Annotated in this window: 20 protein-coding genes; 4 read left to right on the forward strand and 16 right to left on the reverse strand. The window is 28.5% G+C overall.

All coding sequences use genetic code 11. The features are described from left to right. The first annotated feature begins 37 nt into the window (after positions 1 to 37). Positions 38 to 1,591, forward strand: coding sequence for a TerC family protein (locus M9396_RS00165; RefSeq protein ID WP_250256688.1), 1,554 nt, complete (start codon positions 38 to 40; stop codon positions 1,589 to 1,591). A gap of 64 nt (positions 1,592 to 1,655) precedes the next feature. Here M9396_RS00165 and pabB read toward each other — a convergent pair whose 3' ends face one another. After that, a complete protein-coding gene (gene pabB / locus M9396_RS00170; RefSeq protein WP_250256689.1) occupies positions 1,656 to 3,047 on the reverse strand; it encodes an aminodeoxychorismate synthase component I in 1,392 nt (463 codons plus the stop codon). A gap of 366 nt (positions 3,048 to 3,413) precedes the next feature. On the opposite strand from pabB, the gene tsaB reads away from it, so the two are divergent. Beyond that, positions 3,414 to 4,127 (forward strand): tRNA (adenosine(37)-N6)-threonylcarbamoyltransferase complex dimerization subunit type 1 TsaB, encoded by a 714-nt coding sequence (tsaB, locus tag M9396_RS00175; RefSeq protein ID WP_250241254.1) that lies wholly within the window; start codon positions 3,414 to 3,416, stop codon positions 4,125 to 4,127. Between the two features lie 360 nt (positions 4,128 to 4,487). On the opposite strand, the gene minE is transcribed toward tsaB, so the two are convergent. From minE to hns, 8 genes are all read right to left on the reverse strand, one after another. After that, on the reverse strand, positions 4,488 to 4,751 hold the full coding sequence (minE, locus tag M9396_RS00180; RefSeq protein WP_250256690.1) for a cell division topological specificity factor MinE: 264 nt from the start codon (positions 4,749 to 4,751) through the stop codon (positions 4,488 to 4,490). Between the two features lie 7 nt (positions 4,752 to 4,758). Then, entirely contained in the window at positions 4,759 to 5,571 is an 813-nt protein-coding gene (minD, locus tag M9396_RS00185) for a septum site-determining protein MinD (RefSeq protein WP_250256691.1), read from the reverse strand. A 25-nt stretch (positions 5,572 to 5,596) separates the two neighbouring features. Then, positions 5,597 to 6,277, reverse strand: coding sequence for a septum site-determining protein MinC (gene minC / locus M9396_RS00190; RefSeq protein ID WP_250241248.1), 681 nt, complete (start codon positions 6,275 to 6,277; stop codon positions 5,597 to 5,599). A 704-nt stretch (positions 6,278 to 6,981) separates the two neighbouring features. Further along, positions 6,982 to 7,506 carry a disulfide bond formation protein DsbB gene (dsbB, locus tag M9396_RS00195; RefSeq protein WP_250241246.1) on the reverse strand — a complete coding sequence of 175 codons (525 nt, stop codon included), beginning with the start codon at positions 7,504 to 7,506 and terminating at the stop codon, positions 6,982 to 6,984. 509 nt (positions 7,507 to 8,015) lie between these two features. Further along, positions 8,016 to 9,017: a type I glyceraldehyde-3-phosphate dehydrogenase gene (gene gap / locus M9396_RS00200; RefSeq protein ID WP_250256692.1), complete on the reverse strand. Its 1,002-nt coding sequence runs from the start codon at positions 9,015 to 9,017 to the stop codon at positions 8,016 to 8,018. Positions 9,018 to 9,391: 374 nt separating this feature from the next. Beyond that, positions 9,392 to 11,260, reverse strand: coding sequence for a signal peptide peptidase SppA (sppA, locus tag M9396_RS00205; protein WP_250256893.1), 1,869 nt, complete (start codon positions 11,258 to 11,260; stop codon positions 9,392 to 9,394). Positions 11,261 to 11,477: 217 nt separating this feature from the next. Continuing rightward, complete coding sequence (gene xthA / locus M9396_RS00210; protein ID WP_250241241.1) at positions 11,478 to 12,284, reverse strand: exodeoxyribonuclease III; 807 nt, start codon at positions 12,282 to 12,284, stop codon at positions 11,478 to 11,480. A gap of 1,963 nt (positions 12,285 to 14,247) precedes the next feature. Beyond that, positions 14,248 to 14,658: a histone-like nucleoid-structuring protein H-NS gene (gene hns / locus M9396_RS00215; RefSeq protein ID WP_250241239.1), complete on the reverse strand. Its 411-nt coding sequence runs from the start codon at positions 14,656 to 14,658 to the stop codon at positions 14,248 to 14,250. 627 nt (positions 14,659 to 15,285) lie between these two features. Between hns and M9396_RS00220 the strand changes: the two genes are divergently transcribed. After that, entirely contained in the window at positions 15,286 to 15,903 is a 618-nt protein-coding gene (locus tag M9396_RS00220) for a thymidine kinase (RefSeq protein WP_250241237.1), read from the forward strand. Between the two features lie 447 nt (positions 15,904 to 16,350). Here M9396_RS00220 and cls read toward each other — a convergent pair whose 3' ends face one another. Then, positions 16,351 to 17,820 (reverse strand): cardiolipin synthase, encoded by a 1,470-nt coding sequence (gene cls / locus M9396_RS00225; protein ID WP_250256693.1) that lies wholly within the window; start codon positions 17,818 to 17,820, stop codon positions 16,351 to 16,353. 504 nt (positions 17,821 to 18,324) lie between these two features. Between cls and M9396_RS00230 the strand changes: the two genes are divergently transcribed. Further along, positions 18,325 to 19,056 carry a TonB family protein gene (locus M9396_RS00230; protein ID WP_250256694.1) on the forward strand — a complete coding sequence of 244 codons (732 nt, stop codon included), beginning with the start codon at positions 18,325 to 18,327 and terminating at the stop codon, positions 19,054 to 19,056. Positions 19,057 to 19,226: 170 nt separating this feature from the next. Here the strand turns inward: M9396_RS00230 and M9396_RS00235 are convergent, their stop codons facing one another. The 6 genes from M9396_RS00235 to M9396_RS00260 all read right to left on the reverse strand — a co-directional run bounded on the left by M9396_RS00235 (position 19,227) and on the right by M9396_RS00260 (position 25,455). Further along, a complete protein-coding gene (locus M9396_RS00235; RefSeq protein WP_250256695.1) occupies positions 19,227 to 19,964 on the reverse strand; it encodes a YciC family protein in 738 nt (245 codons plus the stop codon). A 452-nt stretch (positions 19,965 to 20,416) separates the two neighbouring features. Beyond that, positions 20,417 to 21,247 carry a tryptophan synthase subunit alpha gene (gene trpA / locus M9396_RS00240; RefSeq protein ID WP_250256696.1) on the reverse strand — a complete coding sequence of 277 codons (831 nt, stop codon included), beginning with the start codon at positions 21,245 to 21,247 and terminating at the stop codon, positions 20,417 to 20,419. A gap of 2 nt (positions 21,248 to 21,249) precedes the next feature. Next, the gene (trpB, locus tag M9396_RS00245) at positions 21,250 to 22,440 is read right to left on the reverse strand and encodes a tryptophan synthase subunit beta (RefSeq protein WP_250241226.1); all 1,191 of its coding nucleotides are present in this window, start codon (positions 22,438 to 22,440) and stop codon (positions 21,250 to 21,252) included. Positions 22,441 to 22,482: 42 nt separating this feature from the next. After that, a complete protein-coding gene (gene trpCF / locus M9396_RS00250; RefSeq protein WP_250256697.1) occupies positions 22,483 to 23,853 on the reverse strand; it encodes a bifunctional indole-3-glycerol-phosphate synthase TrpC/phosphoribosylanthranilate isomerase TrpF in 1,371 nt (456 codons plus the stop codon). Further along, positions 23,831 to 24,856 carry an anthranilate phosphoribosyltransferase gene (gene trpD, locus M9396_RS00255; RefSeq protein WP_250256895.1) on the reverse strand — a complete coding sequence of 342 codons (1,026 nt, stop codon included), beginning with the start codon at positions 24,854 to 24,856 and terminating at the stop codon, positions 23,831 to 23,833. The genes trpCF and trpD overlap by 23 nt, the downstream gene beginning before the upstream one ends. Further along, a complete protein-coding gene (locus tag M9396_RS00260) occupies positions 24,841 to 25,455 on the reverse strand; it encodes a glutamine amidotransferase-related protein (protein ID WP_250256698.1) in 615 nt (204 codons plus the stop codon). Before M9396_RS00260 ends, trpD begins: the two co-directional genes overlap by 16 nt.

A 25,455-nucleotide genomic window follows, 5' to 3' on the forward strand; every position in this document is an offset into this window, starting at 1 on the left:
GAGACGATTTGCTATCTAATGTTCAATGGAGATTATCATGGAATTTTTAACAGACATATCCATGTGGATAGGATTCTTAACTTTAGTAATTTTAGAAATTGTACTTGGCGTCGATAATTTGGTTTTTATTGCTATTTTAACAGACAAACTTCCAAAAAAACAACGTGAACGCGCATGTATTATTGGGTTAACATTAGCATTAATAATGCGTATCGCATTATTATCTTTGATTTCATGGTTTGTTACCCTTACAAAACCATTGTGCAAAATTGCTACTTTTTCATTTTCTGGTAGAGATTTAATTTTATTATTTGGCGGCATGTTTCTTTTGTTTAAAGCAACTACTGAATTACATCAACAATTAGAACATAAAGTACATAATCACGCTAGTCGTGGATATGCTAGTTTTTGGGTAGTAGTAATACAAATTGTAGTTTTTGATGCTATTTTTTCTCTCGATGCAGTAATAACGGCTGTTGGTACAGTAGAGAATTTGACAATAATGATAATAGCAGTTGTTATAGCAGTAGTAATAATGTCGCTATCATCTCGTTTATTAACTAATTTCATTAATAGTCATCAGACTGTAGTAGTTTTATGTTTAAGTTTTTTATTAATTATTGGTTTGAGTTTAATTGCAGAGGGAATTGGATTTTATATACCAAAAGGTTATTTATATGTTGCTATTGGATTTTCGGTATTAATTGAATTATTTAATCAAATTGCTCACTGTAATTCCATGAAGGGTCAATCAACCAAATCAATGCGTGAACGCACAGCAGAGGCGATTATGAGGTTAATGGGTAATACAGCTCAATGGAACTTTGATACAGAGAAAAATTCTTCAGTTCTTTTATCAAAAACACATTTTGCTGAAGAGGAGCGCCATATGATTACTGGAGTATTATCGTTAGCTTCACGTACCTTACGAAGTATAATGACTCCTAGAAATGAAATTTCGTGGTTAGATTCTCAAAAATCAGTGCAAGAGTTATATTCTACGTTAATGAATACTCCTCATAATATGTTTCCAGTATGTAACGGTGAATTGGATCAATTAATAGGCATTGTTCGTGCTAAAGATTTAATGGCAGCTATTGCTAATGGAGAGCAGTTAGAAACACATGCTTCAGAAAATTTGCCCATTGTAGTTCCAGAAACTTTGGATGTCTTAAATTTATTAAAAGAATTGCGGCGTGCAAAAGGAAGTATGGTTGTTGTATCTAATGAATTTGGTATTATTCAAGGATTAATAACCCCTTTGGATGTATTAGAAGCTATAGCTGGTGAATTTCCTGATGAAGATGAAACACCAGAAATTGAAATAATTAATAATGGGACAGGTTGGTTAGCAAAAGGTAGTATGGATCTACATGCATTACAACAGGCGTTACAGGCTCATGATTTGGTGCATGTTTGTGATCACGTAGCTTCTTTAGCTGGTCTGTTATTATCCCGTTGTGACCGTATACCAAAAGAGGGCGATGTGTTAACAATTAATAGATGGCGTTTTATAATTCGAAAAATGATAGAGTATCGCATTGAATTAGTAGAAATAGAATGCCTTTTATTTTTTAATGATACACATTAATAAATAGTATTATTAATGTGTATATATGTATGTGTAATACTATAAAATTGTTGATTTAAAGTAGTTATTTTAAATAAAATTTTTTTAGTAACGGTAGCAATAAAGTAGAGATTTTGTCTTGCATTTCTTGATATTCTACTTCTTCATCGCTTTCGAAAATAATACCGCTCCCTACTGAACAAAACAAATATTGTCTTTCAGCTAACATTGTTCTGATAGCAATATTGGTATCCATATTACCACAACAACTTAAATATCCAATACTTCCAGACCAAACGTGCCGACGTTGTGGTTCAAGTTGTTCAATTAATTGCATAACTTGAACTTTGGGGGCTCCAATTATAGATCCTCCTGGAAAACATGCGCGTAATAAATCACAAGCAGAAAAATTATTAGAAAGTTCTCCTGTAATGGTACTGATCATATGATGTACCCCTGGAAATGATCGAATATCAAATAATTTGGACACATGAATACTGCCCGGAACAGCTACTCTTCCAATATCATTTCTTAATAAATCAACAATCATTAAATTTTCTGATTGATTTTTTGTGGATTTAGATAATTTGATAATTTGGTGATAATCATCTTGTGCGTTTTTTAATCTAGGCAATGTACCTTTAATAGGTTGAGTTTTAATTTTTGTATTATGTAACTTTAGAAAACGTTCTGGAGATAAACTGAGTATACTTAATTTGTTTGGTAGTCGAATAAAAGCTGAAAAAGGTGCGTGATTATAATGTAACAGATAACGAAATGCTATCCATTCATCTCCTATATATGGAGCAGAGAAACGTTGCGAAAGACATACTTGATAGCAATTTCCTGAAATTATATGTTTTTGGATAGTATGGAATTTTTGTGCATATTCGGCTCGACTAATGTTACTTTGCCATGGTTGTACGAGATTAAATGATGCATTAGAAACATGATTCTTCTTATATATATGTTGTTGTTTATATACCCAGGTTAATATTTGATTGGGATTATCGTGAGTAACAAGATAATTTTTACCAAGTTTATGATCTGCAATGATCGCCCAGCGATACAAACCTATTGCCATATCTGGGAATGAAAGGTCTTGTTCTGCTAATTTTGGCAGTGATTCAATATATCTTGCGAGATCATATCCAAATACACCTAAAAATCCACCTTGAAATGGTAATTGACAATTATTTTCTGGTTTCATACTCATGATATGAGTATATTTTTTTAATAAGATAAATGGGTCTGTATTATCAATTTGATGATTTTTATTATCAGAAATTGTAGTGATATTGTTGTGCGTTATTAACGTCAGCGCTGGATCAGTAACTAATATATCAAAACGACTATCTGGGTGTTTATTATTATGCCCAGAATACAATAACATAGACCATGGTGTATTAGATAAAGGATCAAAAAGATTCAGTATAGTATAAGGATGATAGGGTAATTCTATAAGATGCATGCCCATTTAAAACAGACGTTTCCTTTATGATTTTAAGAATGTATATTGATTATGTATATAACATTTGATTGTTATTATTTTTAGAAAATGAAGAATATTTAAAATTTATGTTGTTGCACGTATCAGATTTAATTATTGTATATGTATTTTATTTTAGAATACTTCAAAAATTACATGATTAGCATATCTATATTGTTGCGCTAAAATACTTGATCATTATATCATCGATATGATTAAAATATTAGTATAATTTCTAGTTTTAATCATTTTAGTTGGTTTAGTAAAATTTTATATTTTACTATAAGTAAAATATAATATATGCAATACATTTATAATTTTATTTTTATACAATTTCATTTTTATTTACGTGATATGTCTACTCGAATTTTGGCTTTTGATACTAGCACTGAATTGTGTTCTGTTGCTGTAATGATCAATCATAGCATATATGATCACAAAATTATAGCTCCAAGGAGTCATTCAGAAAATATATTACCTATGATTAATCAATTATTAATAGACGCAGGTGTTACCTTACAATCTTTGGATTGTATTGTATTTAATAGAGGACCGGGTAGTTTTGCGGGGATACGTATTGGGATAAGCGTCGCACAAGGCTTAGCGTTAGGAGCAGATTTACCGTTAGTAGAGGTATCTTCTTTGGAAGTACTAGCGCAAGGGGCTTGGCGTATTTTTTCTGTTAAACAAGTTATATCCACTATTGATGCGCGTATGGGTGAGTTGTATTGGGCTCGTTATTATCGAATGAGCGACGATAGTTGTTGGGTACGTAGTGACAATGAGTCTGTTACAAATCCGGAAATAATTGCAAAAAAATTAATATATTATGGTTCCCAGAAGATACAGGGTAACTGGGCTCTTGTAGGAACAGGTTGGAATAACTATCTAATGTTGAAATGCATAAGAATGCCTGGTGGGATTGATTTAAAGAAAAGTGTCATGTCACCCGAAGCACAGGACATGTTGCCTTTAGGTATATGTAGTTGGAGAAATAAAATATTTATTAATCCAAATCAGGCGCAACCTGTTTATTTGCGTAATGTAGTAGTTGTAAAGAAAAAATGATATCTAGTTTTTAATAATGGTTATCAATGATAATAATAATGTTAGACGTCGCATATTTTAATAATTTTTTACGTAAGAGTATATATATTTATTATATTTTAGCATTGCAATATGATTATTTATAGAATTGTTTTACAATATTAATGTGTGGTTGTATTTTTCATTTTTTACTGTAATTTGGATTTTTGCAATAAAAATTTTTTATTGGATATTGATTAAATAAAATAAGGAGATATAACAAAGTTGTTGTAATTTTATTTTTTTATATGTCAATGTAATCTTCTTTTATACCGACAGAACATTGTTGTTCAATAGTATCGATAAATTTTTTTAATTGAAAATTGGAATTAATTGTACGATTTATTGTGTTTCTTCATTAAAAAAAATTATCTTACATTTTAAAATAGATGTATTGTTGTCTTTTTTTTCTAATTGGATTGAAAGTATGCGTGGATTATGTATATATTTACTTATTGTTTGGACTAAATCTTTTTTTAATTGAGGTAAAAAATATGGAGTAAAATTATTTCTAATGTTATGTTCAGAAATAATTTCTTGTAGTCTTTTTTTAGCGATGTTGGCCGGTGTTTTTTTTTTAAAAAAAAAGAAATTTACTAATACCATGATAGTATTATCTCTTGAAAAATCGTTTAAAAAAATTGAGTTTTTTTTCTTCAATAAAGCGTAAAGGACATGGGTTGCCTAACAAACGATCTACTGTATCTGAATAGGCTTGTCCTGCGTGCGATTTTGAATCCAAAATAATTGGTTCACCTTGATTAGATGCTTTTAATACTGATTTATCTTCTGGTATAACACCTAATACAGGAATTCTTAATATCTCTATTACATCTTCTAAACTAAGCATATCTCCTCGTCGAACGCGGCTAGGATTATATCGAGTTAGTAATAGGTGTTCTTTGATTGTGTCTATACCATTTTCAGAACGTTTAGACTGAGATGCTAAAATACCTAGTATGCGATCTGAGTCATGTACTGATGAAATTTCTGGATTGGTAGTAACAATGGCTTCGTCTGCAAAATATAGAGCTGTTACAGCTCCGCTATCAATACCTGCAGGAGAATCACATATTATAAATTCAAAGTTCATTTTATTAAGATTATTTAATATTTTTTCTACTCCAACCCGAGTTAAAGAATTTTTATCGCGTGTTTGTGAAGCAGGTAGAATATATAAATAATCAGTGTGTTTATCTTTAATTAATGCTTGATGTAAAGTGGCTTCACCTTGGATGACATTAATAAAATCATACACTACTCTACGTTCGCATCCCATGATTAAATCGAGATTACGCAATCCAATATCGAAATCAATGACAGCAGTTTTTTTACCTTTACGTGCTAGTCCAGTAGCGAGAGCTGCGCTTGATGTTGTTTTACCTACTCCTCCTTTTCCTGAAGTAATAACTATTATTCGCGTCATAAACAAATCCTTATCGCAGAATACATTATAAATTTTGAATGATAAGCATATCGTCTTTTAAACTAAGTCTTACCGATTTACCTGAAAATTCTTTTGGAATTTGATCGCTTAGCCAATAACGCCCTCCAATAGATACTAGTTCAGGAGATAAACGAGTACAAAAAATTTGGGATTCTTTACTACCAGATGCACCGGCTAATACCCTTCCTCTCATCGTACCATAAATATGGATATTTCCGTCGGCAATAATTTCAGCTCCAGCATTAACATTTGCAATAACAATTAAATCTCTGTTGCGAGCGTATATTTTTTGTCCAGAACGTATTGGTGTATTGATTAATTGTGTTTTAGAGATTATTGGAATTTTTTTTTGTAAGCATTCTGAACAATATTTATATCTTATAGAAGTTCCTTGAGTAAGAATAGGTATTCCACTACGAATTATTATTTCTTTTAATTTGTTATCATGACAACAGCATACTCCAACTATAAATAATCCAGCATCAGATATTGTTCGACACAGAGCATCCCAATTGTTACAATAATTAAGATTACCAACATTTATAACAACTGGGGTGTTTTTTAATAAAAAAAAGGGAGCTTTTTTTATTTTTTCTTCTAATGATCGACGAACTACCCCTATACACGTACTATAGACATGTATCACCAATAATGTAAAATTACTCCCTTTTATACTAATAGACACATTGATCTTTCACAATTTAGATACACATGCATATACCTATATGCAACATGATTATTTGTACGAACGTATATTTATTTATTATTCGTTTTATGATTTATATATATTAATTTTTATTTTTTAAATTATAGAATACTATCGCGCCTATAGTAGAATAGGTGAAATGATGACATATCAATAAAAATTAATTAATGACCATACATAGTTAAATAACTACCGTAGTATAATGTATTTTATCGGTGTAGTAAATATGACATATTTAAAATTGTACGATATTAATGATTGTTTATTTTTATAAATTATCAGGATAACTATATTTTTTGTTAACATGAAATTAAGGCTAATATATTGTCATAGTATATTGGTAACATAATTTTTACTTTTTAAAATTTTAGATATTAATGTAATATATACACTTTATAAAAGTTTTAAAACAATAAGAAATACTGATAATAATATTATTTCAAAAGTGTATATTATGTAGAGCAATATACATTTGGGTTGGTTTTATTAAACAATATTTTTTGAGTAAATATATGCTAGAATCAGTCAGTATATTTTATATTGATGATTTCTCAGTACGCACACAATTAAGGTAGTAGGTGACCTCAATAAAGATTGATGATAATACATAATTTTGTGTTTTATGTATAAATAAGTAATACATGTTCTTAAATGCAAAAATTGGTATGAATTTTATTTATATTCTATTTATTATTATATTTTTGGAGATCAATAATTTGTGATAGCGATACGAGTATCGCTATTATTAAGTAGTTAGCAAAAATTATAAGCATCCACTGAGATATTTCTAACGATAAAAAGTACCATTTATATTCAGCGCAATTACCATCAGCATCAAACATACTAGGCCACCACTTATTTAAAGGTAACCAATGAGGAAATTGTACAAACAAATCACACATTAAAAATGGGGATGGATGTAATTGAATATCAGTATATTCTTTAGCTAGCAACAATCCTTTCCAAGCGCTGTATATCCAAATTGGGATAGAAAAAAATCTTAAAGGAGTAAATGGAGCAATTGTTCCAACCAATCCAGCAATTCCTATGCCACATAAAGCGCATCTTTGGTAAACACATAATACGCAAGGTTTTATTAACACAATGTGTTGTAAATATAAGGCTATTAACTCTAAAATAACAACGGTAAATATTAACAAAACCCAGCTTTTTCTAGTTTTAGAGCAAATATTTAAAAAATTCAACATAAATAATTACCTAAAATTAAAACAATTTAGATTGATGTATTTTAATATTTTTTAAAAAATAAAAAATTTGATATCATCAAATCTTTTGTGTATTAAAGTTATTGCACATGATATATGTGTAATTATGTATACATTTAAATCTTGATAAGACTATCAAATTAGAAACAATGAGACAAGTACAATAATTTAATTTACATTTATTTGTGGCCAATAGTATTAAAATATTAATATTTATAATCTTTCCAATCAGGATTAATTGGATAGTTTAGATTTATAAACGTGTAAATGATCATATTGTATGTTTCATAATATGAATTAATAAAATTTTTATAGTTTTCACATTTTATTAATTCTTATTTATATTTCAAATATTTAATTGATAAGAGATGTTATTTGAGAATGTTGCAGAGATAACATCTCTTATTTGACAGTCATTAAACTGTTTTTATTTGATTCTAATCATTAATGAGACTACCTATGTAATAGGTTGAAATGTTTATCGGATAATATTATTTATGTTTTGCAATATATACACTTAAATCAATTACTTTGTCAGAGTAGCCTGTTTCATTATCATACCAAGATATTAGTTTAGCAAAATGATTATTTAGTAAGATGCTTGCTTGTGCGTCGAAAATAGAGATTAATTTTTCTCCGTTAAAATCGCTAGATACTACTTTTTCATCAGTATATCCTATAATTCCTTTTAAATTTCCGTGAGCAGCGTTTTTAATAACATCACAAATATTTTTATAAGAGGCGGATTTTTCTAAACGAACGGTAAAGTCAATAACAGAAACATTTGGAATAGGGACTCGGAATGATATTCCAGTTAATTTACCATCTAGCTCTTTAATAACTTTTCCTAATGCTCGTGTAGCTCCAGTAGAAGATGGAATAATATTTTGGTAGGCACCACGTCCACTTCTCCAATCATTATGTATTGGAGAATCGACAGTTTTTTGAGTAGCGGTGGTAGCATGAACAGTAGTCATTATACCTTCAATGATGCCAAAATTGTCATTAATAACTTTAGCTAATGGAGCTAAACAATTAGTAGTGCAAGACGCATTAGATACTATTTTTTCTCCATTGTAGTGATGGTTATTAACTCCCATAACAAACATTGGTGTATCATCTTTTGATGGGGCTGTTAATACTACTTTACGTGCTCCAGAGAAGATATGTCCATGAGCTTTTTCTTTAGTTAAAAACATTCCTGTAGATTCAGTAACAACATCAATATCAAAATTTCCCCAATATAAATTTTTTGGATCCTTTTTTGAAGTGTAGTGCACAACTTTATCATTAATGACTAGATGATCACCATGCACACTAATTGTTCCTTTAAATCGTCCATGAGTTGAATCATATTTCAACATATATGCGATATGTTCAATATCGAGCAAATCATTAATGGCGACAACATCTGCATCTTTTCTGTCTTGTACAGTTCTAAAAATAACGCGACCAATTCTACCAAATCCATTAATACCTATTTTAATAGCCATATATTATATGCTCCTGTTTTAATTGTGATTATATGTTATGTTGTACATTTTAAATGCAGACATGGAATATTGTTTTATGTATCGAACTCTCAATAAGAATTATTTTAATAACTTAAAAGTAATATGCGTATTTAATTTTTTGATATTTCATATATTACATATTAGTGATATTATCATATCACTAATATGTAATATATTTAATTTTTGATAGTTACGTGTATTTTGTAATTTATTATGATCTAATAATATAAATATATTTTTAGATTACGTTTTTTATAAGTATTAAAGTTAAATGAATTTATTAATGTAATTTTTTGTGATTGAATCATCATTTTGTAATTCTATAAGTATGTAAATAAAATTTTTATTATATATTATAATTGTTCTAAATAATTTAAATCAAGAGCATAGCAATTTTTTGGATCATTCCATGAAAATTGCGGGATGTTGAGGTTATTTATTTTTATATTATTATTAAAATTAATTAATGAAACATAATGATTTAATAAATTTATAATTATAGTGTGAATAACTTTATTAGTTTGTTGTATTAAAATATCTATCCAATTTATTTTATTTTCGTACCAATTTAGTTGATATTCTTTTAAGTGAGCTAGTTCGATAGCTTTATTTATTGCGTCATCTAAATCTCCTATATTGTCAATTAATCCATTTTTTATTGCATCATAACCAAGCCATACATGGCCTTGAGCAATTTTATGGATATCTTCTGTAGTTTTACAGCGAGATTCAGCCACAGTGTTAATAAAATAATGATAGCTGGTATCTACATAAAGTTGCATCATGTTTATATATTCAGTAGGTAGCGGGGTAGTTATTGAAATATTTGATATAGGGGATGTATTTATTCCATCACTATGAATACCGATGGTGTCAAGAGATTTTTCAAATGTATTAATAATACCAAATATACCGATAGAACCTGTAATAGTACTGTTACTTGCAATAATAACATTGGCTGGAGTTGATATCCAATATCCGCCAGATGCTGCTATGCTACCCATAGAAACCACTACTGGTTTACCAGAATCTCTGAAAGCTATTAATTCTAATCGAATTAATTCAGAAGCATTTACGCTTCCACCGGGGCTATTGACACGAAGTACTATTGCTTTTATTTTAGGATCAAACCGAGCGCTGCGAATTTTATGTGCTATAGTATCACCACCAATTGAACCTGGTATATCAGGTCCATCCACAATAGGGCCATTAATACATATTATTGCTATTTGGTTATCTTGTTTTGTAGGAGCTACAAGATTATAATCATACATGCTAATTGCATTAAACGAAGTGCCTTGTTTATTAGATCCAAATATTTCTTTCATCGTATTTTCTATAACAAAATGGGATGCGATTTCATCGATCCATTTATTTTTGAGTGCATAAGCTGCAGTATCGCCTTGCATTTGATGCAATTCATTTAGCATATTGTTAATGCCTGGAAAAATTGCTTGTGTTGTTGTATTACGATTAATAGATATTATTTTTAAATATTGATCCCATAAGCGATTTACCAATTTTGTTTCTTCATGTCGTACATGATCAGACATTTGATCTTGAATAAATGGTTCAACGGCAGATTTATATGTACCTACTCTAAAAATATGAGTATTAATTTTTAAATTATCTAATAGAGATTTATAATATAACTTGTTGGTGGAAATTCCTCGTAAATCTACAAATCCATGTGGTGTGAGATAAATTTTATTGGAATAACTAGCGAGCAAATACTGTGATTGATTGTAATAATCAGAAATAGCATAAATTGGTTTGCCAGATTCTTTGAATTCACGTAATGCTTTACCAATATATTCTAATGATGTTTGATTGCTTCCATAAAAGTTTTTTAATGATAATATCAATCCAGTTATATGTGGATCATTTTTGGCTTGACGTAATATATTAATAATATCAAATAGCGAGTTTTCTTTAGCATTTGATTTATTTGTATTTAATAAATGTTGACTGAATTTTTGAAATTTACTGTATGTCACTGGTTTATCTACAATAATACCAGAAAGATCTAGAATTAATGCAGAGTATTTTGATAATGAGGTAGAAGAATCACGTAAATTTAAATATATTCCCACACTAATCATAATGAAAATTATGAAAAATATATTTATTATTATTGTTCGTATTAAATATAGTGTACGCACGCTATATCTAAGTATTTTATAAATGATTTTCCATATATTTTGAATGAACGATTTTATCATTAAAAACATTATACAATATCCACATGAATTTTATATTTTCACACTTAAATCAAATTAGGTATTACATAATACGCATAAATTAAATGAAAATTATGAAATTTTCATGATTTTATTAATTTTTACATATATAAAAATTAAAAATTTCCAGTGAAATTATACCATATTAGTAGTTAAGGTTTATATGAAATGATTTCCGCGTGACGTAAGTAAGTATATATTAAATATCAAAATCTACCCATACCGGAGCATGATCGGACGGTTGTTGCATTCTACGAATATTATAGCTTATATCACTATTTTTACAACGATTGACTAGAGGACGTGTTGCTAATATCAAATCAATACGTAAACCATTATTTTTGTAAAAACCACGGGATCTATAGCTGAACCAGGAATAACGTTCATCATTTTGAGGGTGCATGTTTCGGTATATATCTACCAAACCCCAGCTCATCAAACGATTGATCCATGTTCTTTCCTCTGGTAAGAAAGAACATCGTCCTGATGCGATCCAACGTTTTTTATTTTTTTCACCAATACCAACATCAAAATCTGTAGGACTAATGTTCATGTCGCCCATAATCAGTAATAATGAATGACTGCGATAGGTATGTTCTACGTAGTTTTGAAAACTTTTATAAAAATTTTTTTTGTATATAAACTTTTCTGGATGATTTTTATTTTCTCCTTGGGGAAAATAACCGTTAATAATAGTCAATTTCCCTATTGATGTCATAATATCAGCCATAATTATCCGTTTTTGAGATAAATTATCATCATCAGTCAGTCCACGAGTAACAGTTAAAGGAGTTTGACGTAGAAACAATGCAACTCCATGATATTTTTTTTGACCGTAATAATATACGTGATAACCATGTTGCAGTATTTCTTTTATAGGGAAACAATCATCATGTACTTTAGTTTCTTGTAACCCAATGACATCAGGTTTCAATTGAGAGATAATTGCGTGTAATTGATGCATACGAGCACGTAATCCATTGATGTTAAAAGAAACAAATTTCATATGATGGCGATCCGTATTTATTTTCGATCATAAAATATAGGTGTTATTGACTTAATAAAATAAAAATAATTAACAATAATGAATTTACATACTTTGTATGTGTATAATAGTATATGAAAATAAATACTATTTGTTACACTTATTTAATTATTAATCAGATCAGTATATTTAATTCTTTAAAGATAATAGTTAGAGATGCAAAACTTTAAGCTATTATATATGAATGTTTCTATACAATACAATGAATTAATAAATTCAAAATATTTGTTGTGTTTTGAATAAATTATTAGCTATGGGTATGTTTATAAGTATGAGAAGATTGGTGAATATATTAAAATAAATTATTATGATTCTAATTTTTTTATATGTTTATTATTTGACGATCAATTAATTTAACTAGTCATCGAAAATTACAATTATTATTGTAATAGTTCATAAAACGTATTCTTCAATAATCTGGGGTTTTGTTCTAATTTTATTTAATAGAATGTTTGTATATCATGGTTAGTTATTTAAATTAAAATCATGTTAATTTAAAATTGGTTTGTTATCAATTTTTTTATAAAGTTGTTGAAGAATAATTAAAAAGTAATTTAAATATATATTTAAAATAGTATTTATAAAAAATAGATTTATAGCTTGTTCCAAAAGTCTATTTTGATCCTATTATTAGGAGAATTGTTTTATATAATATAAATATCAAAATATTATTTGATACTAATGATTTTTGTATAAATTTATTTTTTCAGTAATGTGAAATTATGTTGAAACAATTGAAAATTTATATGTTGCATAATTGCAAGCAATTCTATGGTTTTAAATAGTTTTTAATATGTTTTATGTTAAGGTTTTTAATGGCATCAACAGATGTATCGTATCTTTTTATATGTCAATAGGATATATTATTAAAATTTATAATCACAAAGTTTTAGAAAATATGTTGAATGGTATTCATTGAATATTAGTGAGTGTAATGATTTTTGCAATTTGAATTTTTATTGAAATATATATAACAAGTATAGTGATCGTCCTAACATACATGATGCTAGGATATTTTTAATATTTATGACATCCTTAATTTTTATTAAGCATTTAAAATATGTCTATTTAGTACGAAAACTATATTATAGTACTAAATTAAATTATATTATGATGTTATGTTGGTGTTTTTGTTTTTAATTATTATTTTAACAATTCTAAAAAAAACAGTATAGATCGTAAGTATATGTACTTATTTGGTATATATTTATATATAGGTATTGTTTTTTAATTAAAAATCAATTTTTGATAAATTGTGTAAGATATTTCCATCTAATATTTTAGATCGGGGGGGGTTATGAAGGAAATAATAATTGATATTTATATAAGTAACCATATTTAATAATCGTGATATTTATGTTAATAAAAATTTTTAAATTCTACAGTTGATGTCAATATAGTTATTTTTATTTTTTAAGATTTATATTTTTAAGGAATATAACATTCCAGTCAGTATAGATTATTAATTATAATTGATGTTGTGGGCATATGTATAAAATATACAGAGATATTTTGAGATGGAATGAAATAGAATTTATTTATATGTATGAAAAATATTACATTAATTTAATATAGTGACAATGTGTTTGGGTAATAATAAATCTACATTAGAGATGGACATTATTAAAATTACTGGAAATTTGTTTACTTCTACTAAACGGTGTAGTCATGGACAACTAGTGTTTCGATAAAAACAATGAATATACAATAGATTCATTAATTTAATTAAACATATTTGTATTCTATAAAAAGTAATTGTGATTATTATGTGTGATATTATGAATTAATAATATTAATTTGAGTGATTATGAACAGTATAATACATATTAAATTGTGCATATGATGATTCCAGACAAAGAGCTTGAAAATATTACCAAGCATTTCTTTGTCTGAGATGAAATAAATAAGTATTATTTATCATTAATTATAGTAAAAAATCTTCTAATTTTTTCTTTTTTTCATCGATAGCTTTTTTGATAATTGAGGGAGTGCGCCCTTGTCCGGTCCAAGTTTTCATTTCACCATATTTGTTAATGTATTGATACTTTGCTGGGCGAGCTGCACGTTTATTTTTGTGAAAAGGTTTAGTATTAGAAGTTATATTTTGTAATAGTTCATTAGGATCTATCCCGTCAGCTATGAGCATATCACGATATTGTTGTAATTTTAGAGAATGTTTTTCTATTTTAGCTTGAGCTTGATTACTTTCTTCTCGGCGTTCATTAACAACTACTTCTAGTTTTTCTAACATCTCTTCTAAGGTATCAAGGGTGCACGCTCTAGCTTGCGCTCGTAAAGTACGTATATTATTAAGAATTTTTAGTGTGTCGTTCATCGAATTAATCTCAAAATGTGATAAATAACAAGTCTAGAGTAAGGATAGAGCGCTAATTTATTTTCTGCAAGACCTAGGGTGTTTAATTTATAAATAATCTTATTATATTTTATGTTAATTGATAATTAAATATATATAGTGTTATAAGTATCAGTGAGTATGATTTATGTTTTCCTATTAAAATATTTAATTAATTTTAATTAAATGATTTATGTATTATTTATAATAATATTTAATATTATTTAATGTTTAAGTATTATCCATTCAAATTAAAATTATTTATTTACTTATAAAATTTTATAAATATAAATAATATCTTTTATTAATCTAAATTATTTTTGTAAATATATGGATTGTATGTTAAGTATAGATTTTTTTTATTTACCTGAATCGTTATTTTGAACATAAAATACAAAATAGTGTTAAAAACATATATGGTATTGTAAAAGTGTTTATCTCGGATAAAATAAAAAACTTATTTCATCACACATTAATTTAGTATATAAAATAAATGTTTTTTATAAGTTTATAGATTAAATAATTTTTTAAACTTAATATTATCATAATTTAAATTATATTTATGTTACTAGTAGTAAAATACTGTAAGTCGAATAGGGTGTTAATTATATGGCACAATTATATTTTTATTATTCCGCAATGAATGCTGGAAAAACTACCGCATTATTACAGTCTTCTTATAATTATCAAGAACGAGGAATGCGCACTGTGTTATATACTGCTGACATGAATTCTCGAGATAATAGATATAAACAAATTAAATCTCGTATTGGATTATATGCTTCTGCCAGAGCGTTTAACATTAAAACTAATTTTTTTGATCAAATAGTAACTATACATCAAAAGGATATAATACATTGTGTATTAGTGGATGAGTGTCATTTTCTCAATCGTAATCAAGTGATTGATTTAAGCAAGATAGTCGATGTGTTAAATATTCCAGTATTATGTTATGGATTACGTACTGATTTTAGAGCTGATTTATTTTCAGGCAGTCTATGGTTATTAGCATGGGCAGATAAATTAATCGAATTAAAAACTATTTGTTATTGTGGACGAAAATCTAATAGAGTTCTTAGAATTGATGATAAAGGTTTAATAATTCGAGATGGAAATCAAATATTGATTGGTGGTAATAATCGCTATGTTTCAGTGTGTCGTAAACATTTTGTAGAACAATTAGAGTCACCATTATCTTTAACAAAACGTGTATATAAAAATAGATAATAGTTTATTAAAGTTATGTGTATGTTACTTTCTTTTAAATAAGATATATTTTTATACATAATAAATTTTATATTCAAGTTCTAAACTGATATAGATATTACTTGTATTTTGGATTCATTTTTATTAATCAATATGGATTGATTCATATTTATATATCACAATTTGCAGTTACATGTAATGATGATGAAATACTGTGCATCTCATCATGTACTTGGCGTCAGGTGTTAGTTAGGTTAATTAAATACAGAATATATTTCTTGTTTTAAACGTATATAGAATTTATTTTTATGTAAATTAAATTAATATGTGAGTATATGTTTAATTATGATAAAGTGATTTTATGGATATTTTAATTCAAATTAATAGAAACCTATTTAATGGATGTAGTATGGGATTTGTTATATTTATTTTGAGTTATTTTGTTGAAACTAAAAGTTAAAAAATTCCTTATAAAAGAGGACTTAAGAAATAAAATAAACGTTCAACAATGCGTTCCCAATAAGGACGGTTAGCCCATTTTTGGGGATCGATTGTTTTAGAGTGTGCAATATAATTCTCCTGTGTTTTTTCTAGCTCATTACTAAAATCTTTACTATCAATGACTAATGTGATTTCAAAGTTTAGCCATAAACTGCGTATATCTAGGTTTACGGTTCCTATTAGACTTAATTGCTGATCGATTAATACACTTTTTACGTGCAGTAATCCATTTTGGAATTGATGTATTAAAACTCCGGCTTTTAATAATTCGCTAAAAAATGCTCTGCTAGCCCAGTTTACTAATACAGAGTCGTTGTTTTGAGGAATAATAATATGTACTTCTACGCCCCGTTGTGCTGCTGTACAAATGGCATGTAATAAATCATCACTAGGTACCAAATATGGAGTAGTAATAATAAGTTTTTTACGTGCTTCATATAATGATATTAGTAATGCTTGATGAATTATTCCCTCTGGACATCCTGGTCCAGAGGGAATAATTTGAACAGTATGTCCTGTTGGTATTAGTTTATGATCTGCTACTATGTGAGTGTTGAATAACAATGGGAACAATACGTGTTGTCCCGTTTCGATTTCCCAATCAGAAGAAAATATTATGCTCATGGCTGAAGCTGCAGGCCCGTCTATGCGTACCATAATGTCGACCCATTGTCCAATTCCTATGTTTTTTTTAAACAATTGTGGATCTACCATATTCATACTGCCAGTATAAGCAATATGGTCATCAATTAATATCATTTTTCGGTGTTGTCGCAAATCCATACGACGTAAGAAGACGCGTAACAAATTGACATGCAGTGCTTCTACAATATTCACCCCAGCCTGGCGCATTATATTAGGATATGAACTACTGAAAAAATTAGCGCATCCGGCTGAATCTAATATAATTCGACACCGGATACCTTTTTTAGCTGCTATAATTAATTTTTTTATAACATGATCTACTAGTCCCCCAGATTCCCAAATATAAAATACCATATCAATACTGTGTTGAGCTAATTCAATATCTTTAATTAAAGATATGATGGTATCGTCAGTTTTTTTTAATAACTGTATTTGATTACCTCTTAGAGCGCCTATTCCTTGACGATGTTCGCAAAGCTTAAATAATGAAGAAGCGATTACGCTGTGTTCAGTGGAAAATATATGTTTGTAGGTTTTTAGTATTTGTATGCGACGCATAGTAGATGACCATGCTATCTTACTTCTAGTAGATCGTTGTTTACCAAGGTTAGATTCTCCAAATAATAGATATGTAATGATACCTATTAAAGGCAAAACATAAATTACTAATAACCATGCCATAGACGATGGTACTGCTCGGCGTTTTATTAAAACTCGAAATGTAACTAGTACGATTAATAACCAATAACTGCATAAGAAAATACAATTAAATATGGCATGAATCGCAATCATGATTACATAGATCCTATTGAGATGTTTATGGGATATCTTAAATAAAGACTATAGATTATTATTGAATATTTATTTTATGACAAATTTTATAATCATATAAAAGGTGTAGATATATATAATGATCAGATTTTGATTATTAAAATATATTAATTAATATTAATTATTATTTAATAATATCAATTTCATTATTATATTTATACATTATATACAGTATATGATATTTGCAAACACTTATTATATTTTTAGGAAATAAATTAATTTGTATATTTCATATATAATTAGTAATTATTATGCGACGCAATACATATAATCGATTATTAACACTCGGATAGTACAATCAATTAACAAAAAACTGATGTATGTGTTTAGTTAAATTGTTTAATTTTAGACAATTAGAATTGATGCATAACTATTTGTTGTAGTATATATTCATTTATTTAAAATATTGAGGAGAATGATTTAAAATAATTCCTAGTATAAAAACATAAAATATTCAAAATCATAATGAAATATGATATTTTTTTAAAAAAAATAAAAGATTTGATTATAGATCCGTTCCAACGGATTTGGCGCAGACTACATATGTCAATTTATTTTTGTTGTTTTTTATCATGTGTAATACATGTATTTGTAATGCATGTATTATTATATTATTGTCATCATTCTGTTAATCAGTCTGTTTGTGCGCAAAGATCTAATATAATGACATTGTCATTACTGCAAACTAGTCAAATTTTTCATGAATCGTTAGAAAAAAATCAGTTGTCAAAAACACTTAAAACATGTCATAAGCAGCAAAATTCAAGATCTATAATTCGTTCAGAAAAAAAAATTTTAGATAGTTCTAAATATACATTAAATGCTGATAAAAATTTGTCTTCGGTTGAGAAAAACAATGTTAATATTGGAAAATCTACAACACATTCTGTACATGTTCCTGAAAAACATCAGGATCGACCGTATATATCTTCTTGCATAATTAATTGCGTATATCCAGAATATCCTAATAGAGCGAAAATATTAAATATAGCAGGCAAAATTATTGTACAATATGATGTAAATACTAGAGGTAAAGTTGATAACATATGTATATTATCAGCGGTCCCTTCTGGTGTATTCGAAGAAAGTATTAGATCAGCTATGCGTCGTTGGGTATATGAGAGCAATAAACCAGAAAAAAAATTGATTATTACTTTCAAATTTTGTTTAAATTCTGTAAAAATGTTTTGTAATTAATATTACATATGATGATGTTGATAAATTGATTGTGCAGGTTTATGTGAAAATAATGTTTGTAACTAATTGAATAATTTATTATTTCGGGTTGCAATATATACAGGTTTTTGTTTTATATTAGTTATTTTTTAATATAAATATAAATAAAATTTTTTAAAAAATTAATAATTTCATACTGTTCTGATAATCATATATAAGCGATATAAATAAATTAAAATAATTACAGATAGTATATTATTCGTGGTGTTCATTAAAATCTTAACAATGAAGATCCAAGAATGGAAATAATGGATTAATATTAGTATAAGTATAGTTTTCATTAGAAACCATAATAGTATTGGTGGCGTAGTTAGATGAATGTTGCGATAGCTTACTTTTATACTCAGGCGTATAGCTTCTATAATAGATATATTATTAGTGATAATCATAACCGGAGTTAGGCTGATTATAATGGCTAATAGAATACCCGGAACAATTGCTATCATTAAACCCAGTTGTATGCACAACGTAGTGTAAAAAATTAATAGCAATAATTTTGGAAATAATGGTATTGTTGACTTAATAATATTTATTATATTGAAAGATTGATTGCTTTTATTGGTAGTAGATAAAACATGTAACATAGTTAGTATATTTCCGAATAAAAAAGTACTACTTAGAAGCTTAGAAATACTATTAGCAGCAGATAATTTTAATAAAATATACTGTTGATCTGATGATAACTCTTTGATCATGTCCTGTAAGCTCCCATTAATAAAATTATTCATAAATATGAAATCTTCTTTTTTTGGTAATAAAATATAATCTAAGCTAGATTGAATTAATGTTGTAGCTAATATTAATGTTGTAATATTAATGTAATAATTACGAATAAAACATAATACGTCTTGAGATACTTTGATTATCATAATTTTTATAATTTTTCCAAAAAAGATTTTTGAAAATAGAGAGGTCATATTTCTTCAAAATTGAATTCGTGAAATATGATCAAATTGTTTAATTTCAATTAAAACATAATGTTATTCTATAAATAATTATATTCCACATATTGTTTGGGAAATACTCGTATTTGGCAATTTTCTGATAATATTTATTATTTATAATAAACCGAATATTTTTTCGTCAACATATTGTCGATGTATTGTGGTGCGTGTAGATATGTTTATAAGTTTAACGCGTTTGCATACGGAGATTAATAAGTATTGTAATAATATTTTGTATATTAAAGTAATATTAAATCTATTATAATGTGTTTTGGAGTTTTTATAAGGATTTGAGTACTAATTTTGATAATTATAATATATAACCGTTCGGTTTTTTGTTAAAAATAAGAATAGAAAAATGCCTATTATTACTAATTTTAGTTAGTATTAGAATGCATGGATATTTTCATAAGACGTACTAATTTTTCTATTTTCTTAAACGCTAGTTCTATGTTAGATATATTTTCTTCTATAATGCTTGCAATTTTAGAACCGGTAATGATCCCAGAAGTTCCTAACAATAACGATTCTTGAGCTTGAAGCGGCGTGTGTATTCCAAAACCTTGCAGTATAGGTAATTTTTTTTGTTTTTGGATACATTTAATTGTACTATGTAATATAGCATTATTATAAATTTTTTTTGTATTAATATCAATTCCAGTTACTCCGGGGCGAGATAATAAATAGATGTATCCATGTCCGAGAGTAGTAATGTTGTGGATTAATTCTTCGGTAGCATTAGGCGGACAAATAAAGATATGGGCTATTTTATGTTGTATAGCAGCATTATAAAATGGTAGACTTTCTTCTACAGGAAGGTCAGGAATTAATACGGAATCTATATCTAATTTTGAGCAACATGAATAGAAATTATCTATTCCATTTTTGAAGACTAAATTTGCATAAATTAGTAATCCGATGGGCAAATTTGGATATTTGTTGCGAATATTGTGTAGTATCGTCACACAACGTGAAAAATTCATACCTGATTTGAAAGCACGTTCCATACTTTTTTGTATTATAGGTCCATCTGATATAGGATCAGAAAATGGTATTCCTAATTCTAGTGCATCGGAACCTGAAGACACTAATATCTCGATGATATGCATAAAAGAAATAGGATCGGGATATCCTACAGCAATAAAAGGGACAAATGCTCCTATTTTTTTTTGCTTTAAATGTGTAAATAATTTTTTGTAACGATTCATTGTTATGTATCTCTTTCTTTTTGTAATGCATTATGAACTGTAGAAATGTCTTTATCTCCACGTCCAGACAAATTAACTACTAAAATTTGTGCTTTATTTGGTTGTTTTTGAATTATTTTTAGTGCATGAGCTAAAGCATGAGCAGATTCTAGAGCTGGAATAATTCCTTCATGAATAGATAATTTCTTAAAAGCTGTTATGGCTTCCATATCATTAACAGATACATACTGTACCCGGCCAGTATTTTTTAGATAAACATGCTCTGGCCCGACAGATGGGAAATCGAGACCAGCTGAAATAGAATAAGAATTTTTTATTTGTCCTTCCGAAGATTGTAAGATTGAAGTTTTCATACCAAAATAAATTCCTATACTTCCATGTTGTAGAGCAGCACCATGATATTTAGTATCTATACCTAATCCTCCAGCTTCTACACCTAATAACTGCACTGATGGTATGTCAACAAAATCGGAAAATATGCCAATAGCATTAGATCCCCCTCCTACGCAAGCAATAATTGCATCTGGTAAGCATTTCTCATATTTTTGTATTTGTTTGTATGTTTCTTTTCCAATAATACGTTGAAATTCTCTAACGATTGTGGGAAAAGGATGAGGTCCAGCAGCTGTACCAAGCATGTAATGGGTGTATTCATAAGTTTTCGACCATTCACGCATGGCTTCGTTACAAGCATCTTTTAACGTTTCAGATCCATGATGTACTGGAATAACTTGTGTGCCCATTAATTGCATTCTTAAAACGTTGAGTTTTTGACGTTTTATATCTTTAGATCCCATATAAATACGACATTTCAATCCTAAAAGAGATGCTGCAATGGAGACAGCAACTCCATGTTGTCCGGCACCAGTTTCAGCGATTATTTCTGTTTTAGACATACGTTTTGCTAATAAAGCTTGTCCTAATACTTGGTTGGTTTTATGAGATCCTCCATGTAATAAGTCTTCACGTTTTAAATACAGTTTAGTGCGAGTTCCTTTTGTTAAATTTCTACATAATGTTAAAGGAGTGGGGCGACCGGCGTAGTGATTTAAAAGATATTTGAGTTCTTTTTGGAAAACAGCATCATCTTGCGCCGATATGAATGCTTCTTCTAATTGAGTTAGCGCTGGTATTAGAATTTGCGGTACATACATACCTCCAAATTCTCCAAAATAGGATTTTAATTTTATCATATTGATTACTTTATTTTTTAATTATTTGAAATATATATTCCTTTAATAAGATCTGATTATTTGGAAGACTTTGATGAGTTTCTGGTGATTTTTAATACCTGGTTTAATTTCAACTCCAGAATTAAAATCTAAACCTAAACAACCTATGCGCGCCGCTTTATTACAATTGTTTATTGTCAATCCTCCGGCTAAAATTACTTTATCTAATTGCATACTAGAAAGCAGCGACCAATCAAAGTTTTTTCCGCTACCCCCTCCATTATCTGCTAAATAGCGGTCCACGTTTAGTATATTACATTTCGACAATGGTCTGTGATTCATATTAATACTTTTCCATATATGACATGTCATGGGTAATCGTGTCCGCAAAATATTAATATAATCTTGATTTTCTGTGCCATGGAGCTGAACTGCTGCTAGTCCTAATATGTTAACTATGGTAACAATATAAGAAATTGTAGCATTACAAAACACACCAACATAACTTAAATATTTTACACAAGAAACAATACGTTGTGCAATTGTGATATTTATGTAGCGAGGTGAAGTGGGAACAAAAATTAGTCCTCCATATATTGCACCCGATTTGTATGCAATATCAGCGTCTCTCACTCGAGTTAATCCACATATTTTATTTTCTCCTAAAATTAATTTTTTAATGGCTGCATTAAGATTTGGTTGAGACATTAATATTGTACCTATTAAAAATCCATTGACATATCGTCTAAGTTTTCTTATATGGCAATAATTGCTAATACCAGACTCGCTGATTACAGTGATTGTGTTAGGTATATCTTTACTTAGAGTAATAGTTCGATTTAAATCAACGGATAAATCATTCAGATTACGATTATTTATACCGATGACTTTAGCTCCTAAATATTTAGCGCGTTTTAATTCATCTTCGTTTGCGATTTCTGTTAGTACCCCCATACATAATGTATGAGCTATTTTGACCAATTTTTGATAGGTTACATCATCTAAAATTGATAGCATTAGTAAAATAGCATCAGCTTTATGTAAGCGCGCAAAATAAATTTGCCATTCTGAAATAAAGAAATCTTTACATAATATTGGTTGTTCTACGATGTTGCTCACTTGGTGTAAAATATCAAAATCTCCATGAAAGTATTTATTATCAGTTAATACTGAAATTACTGAAGAGTAATTTTTATAAGTTTGTGCTATTTTGATAGGATTAAAATCATTACGAATAATACCTTTAGAAGGAGACGCCTTCTTACATTCTAATATAAATATTGTTTGAGGTTGATTGTGAGACACAGCTCTGTAAAAATCACGATTGCTTGCTTGTGTTTTTCTTTTTAAAACATGTAATGAATGTTGTTTTTTTTGATCAGCTATCCATATTTTTTTATATGATAAAATTTTATCGAGTATTGTGTGTTGCATGATTTTGTATCTTAGTTTCTGATAAAGAACTCAAACGAGTGTAAGGTGTGCCATGATGCATTTTTTCTAAAGCTAGTTGTACATTAGCGCGTAGATTGTTATGCCCAAATAATTTCAATAATAATGCTACATTGGCTGCTATTACAGCTGAATGCGCAGGTTTTCCTCTTCCTTTTAATATATCGATCATGTATTCATGGGCTTGTTTTTTCGAATAACAACGTAATATTTCTATTGGATAAGAGTCTAATCCAAAATCTGATGCCGTCAAAATATAATTATTTATGATGCTATTGTGTAGCTCCGCTACATGAGTAGGGGAGTGTAATCCCACTTCATCAATTCCCCCGCAATGTACTACTATAGCGTGATTATATTTAAGTAATTGTAATATTCGGATTATAGGCGATAATAATTCTTTTTTGTATACACCAATAAGCGTTAATGGAGGTTTGGATGGATTAATCAATGGACCTACTATATTAAATAATGTAGGAGTTTTTAATTGCTTACGTATGGGCATTATGCGATGTAGCACTGTATAGTATTGTGGGGCATATAAAAAGCATATACCTAATTCATCAAAGTTTTTACGTGCTTGTTGCGGATTGCTGATCATCAAACAATGTTGTTCTAGTAAGTCCATTGATCCCGTTAGATTAGATATACTACGGTTGCCATGTTTAATAATTTTTGCGCCGCAAGTTGAGGCTACAATAGCGCTGGTTGTGGAAATATTGATAGTATTACTATTGTCTCCTCCGGTGCCTGTAATGTCTGCAAACAAGCTATTTGGACGAGGAAAAGGTTTAGCATGAGTTAATAATATATTCACAGCACCTACAATTTCTTCAAAGGTTTCTCCACGTATTTTCATACTAATAAGTGCCGATGCAATTTGAATTGCAGACAATCTTTCTTTTATTATGGAACGTAATAATGCTTCACTTTGTTTTCGGTTAATATTTTCCCCGCGATATAAAGTGTCTAAGATGTCTTGCATGTTATTTTTTCCTTGTATAAGCATTCTGCCCATGCGATAGTTTGCTGAATAAGTTGTGTTCCATGAGTAGTTAAGATAGATTCGGGATGGAATTGAAACCCGCAAATCCGATCAGAGTCATTACGTACTGCCATTGCCGTGTGTTTATTGTAATAAGCATTAATTTTTAAATTATTTGGTATATAACTACCTATTAATGAATGGTATCGTCCTACTAAAAAAGGGTTTGGTATATTAGAAAACATAGCCGAATTGTCGTGATGTATCAAAGAAGATTTTCCATGAAAAATTTCTTTTGATCGCGATATGTGCCCTCCATAAAATTCTACAATGGCTTGATATCCCAGACAAATCCCAATGATTGGGATTTGTCTGCGTAGTTGTGCTATCAATTTTGTCATGCATCCAGCTTTACTGGGGGACCCAGGCCCAGGCGATAACATTAAAATTGGGTTTATCATATTCGATAGTGTATCAATAATGATTGATGCAGGCAATTGATTAGTGTATATTAGTACTTGATGGCCGTGATTGCGTAACTGATCTACTAAATTATACGTAAATGAATCAATGTTATCTAGTAATATTACGTTAACCAT

Source organism: Blochmannia endosymbiont of Camponotus modoc, from assembly GCF_023585785.1.
GTDB lineage: Bacteria > Pseudomonadota > Gammaproteobacteria > Enterobacterales > Enterobacteriaceae > Blochmanniella.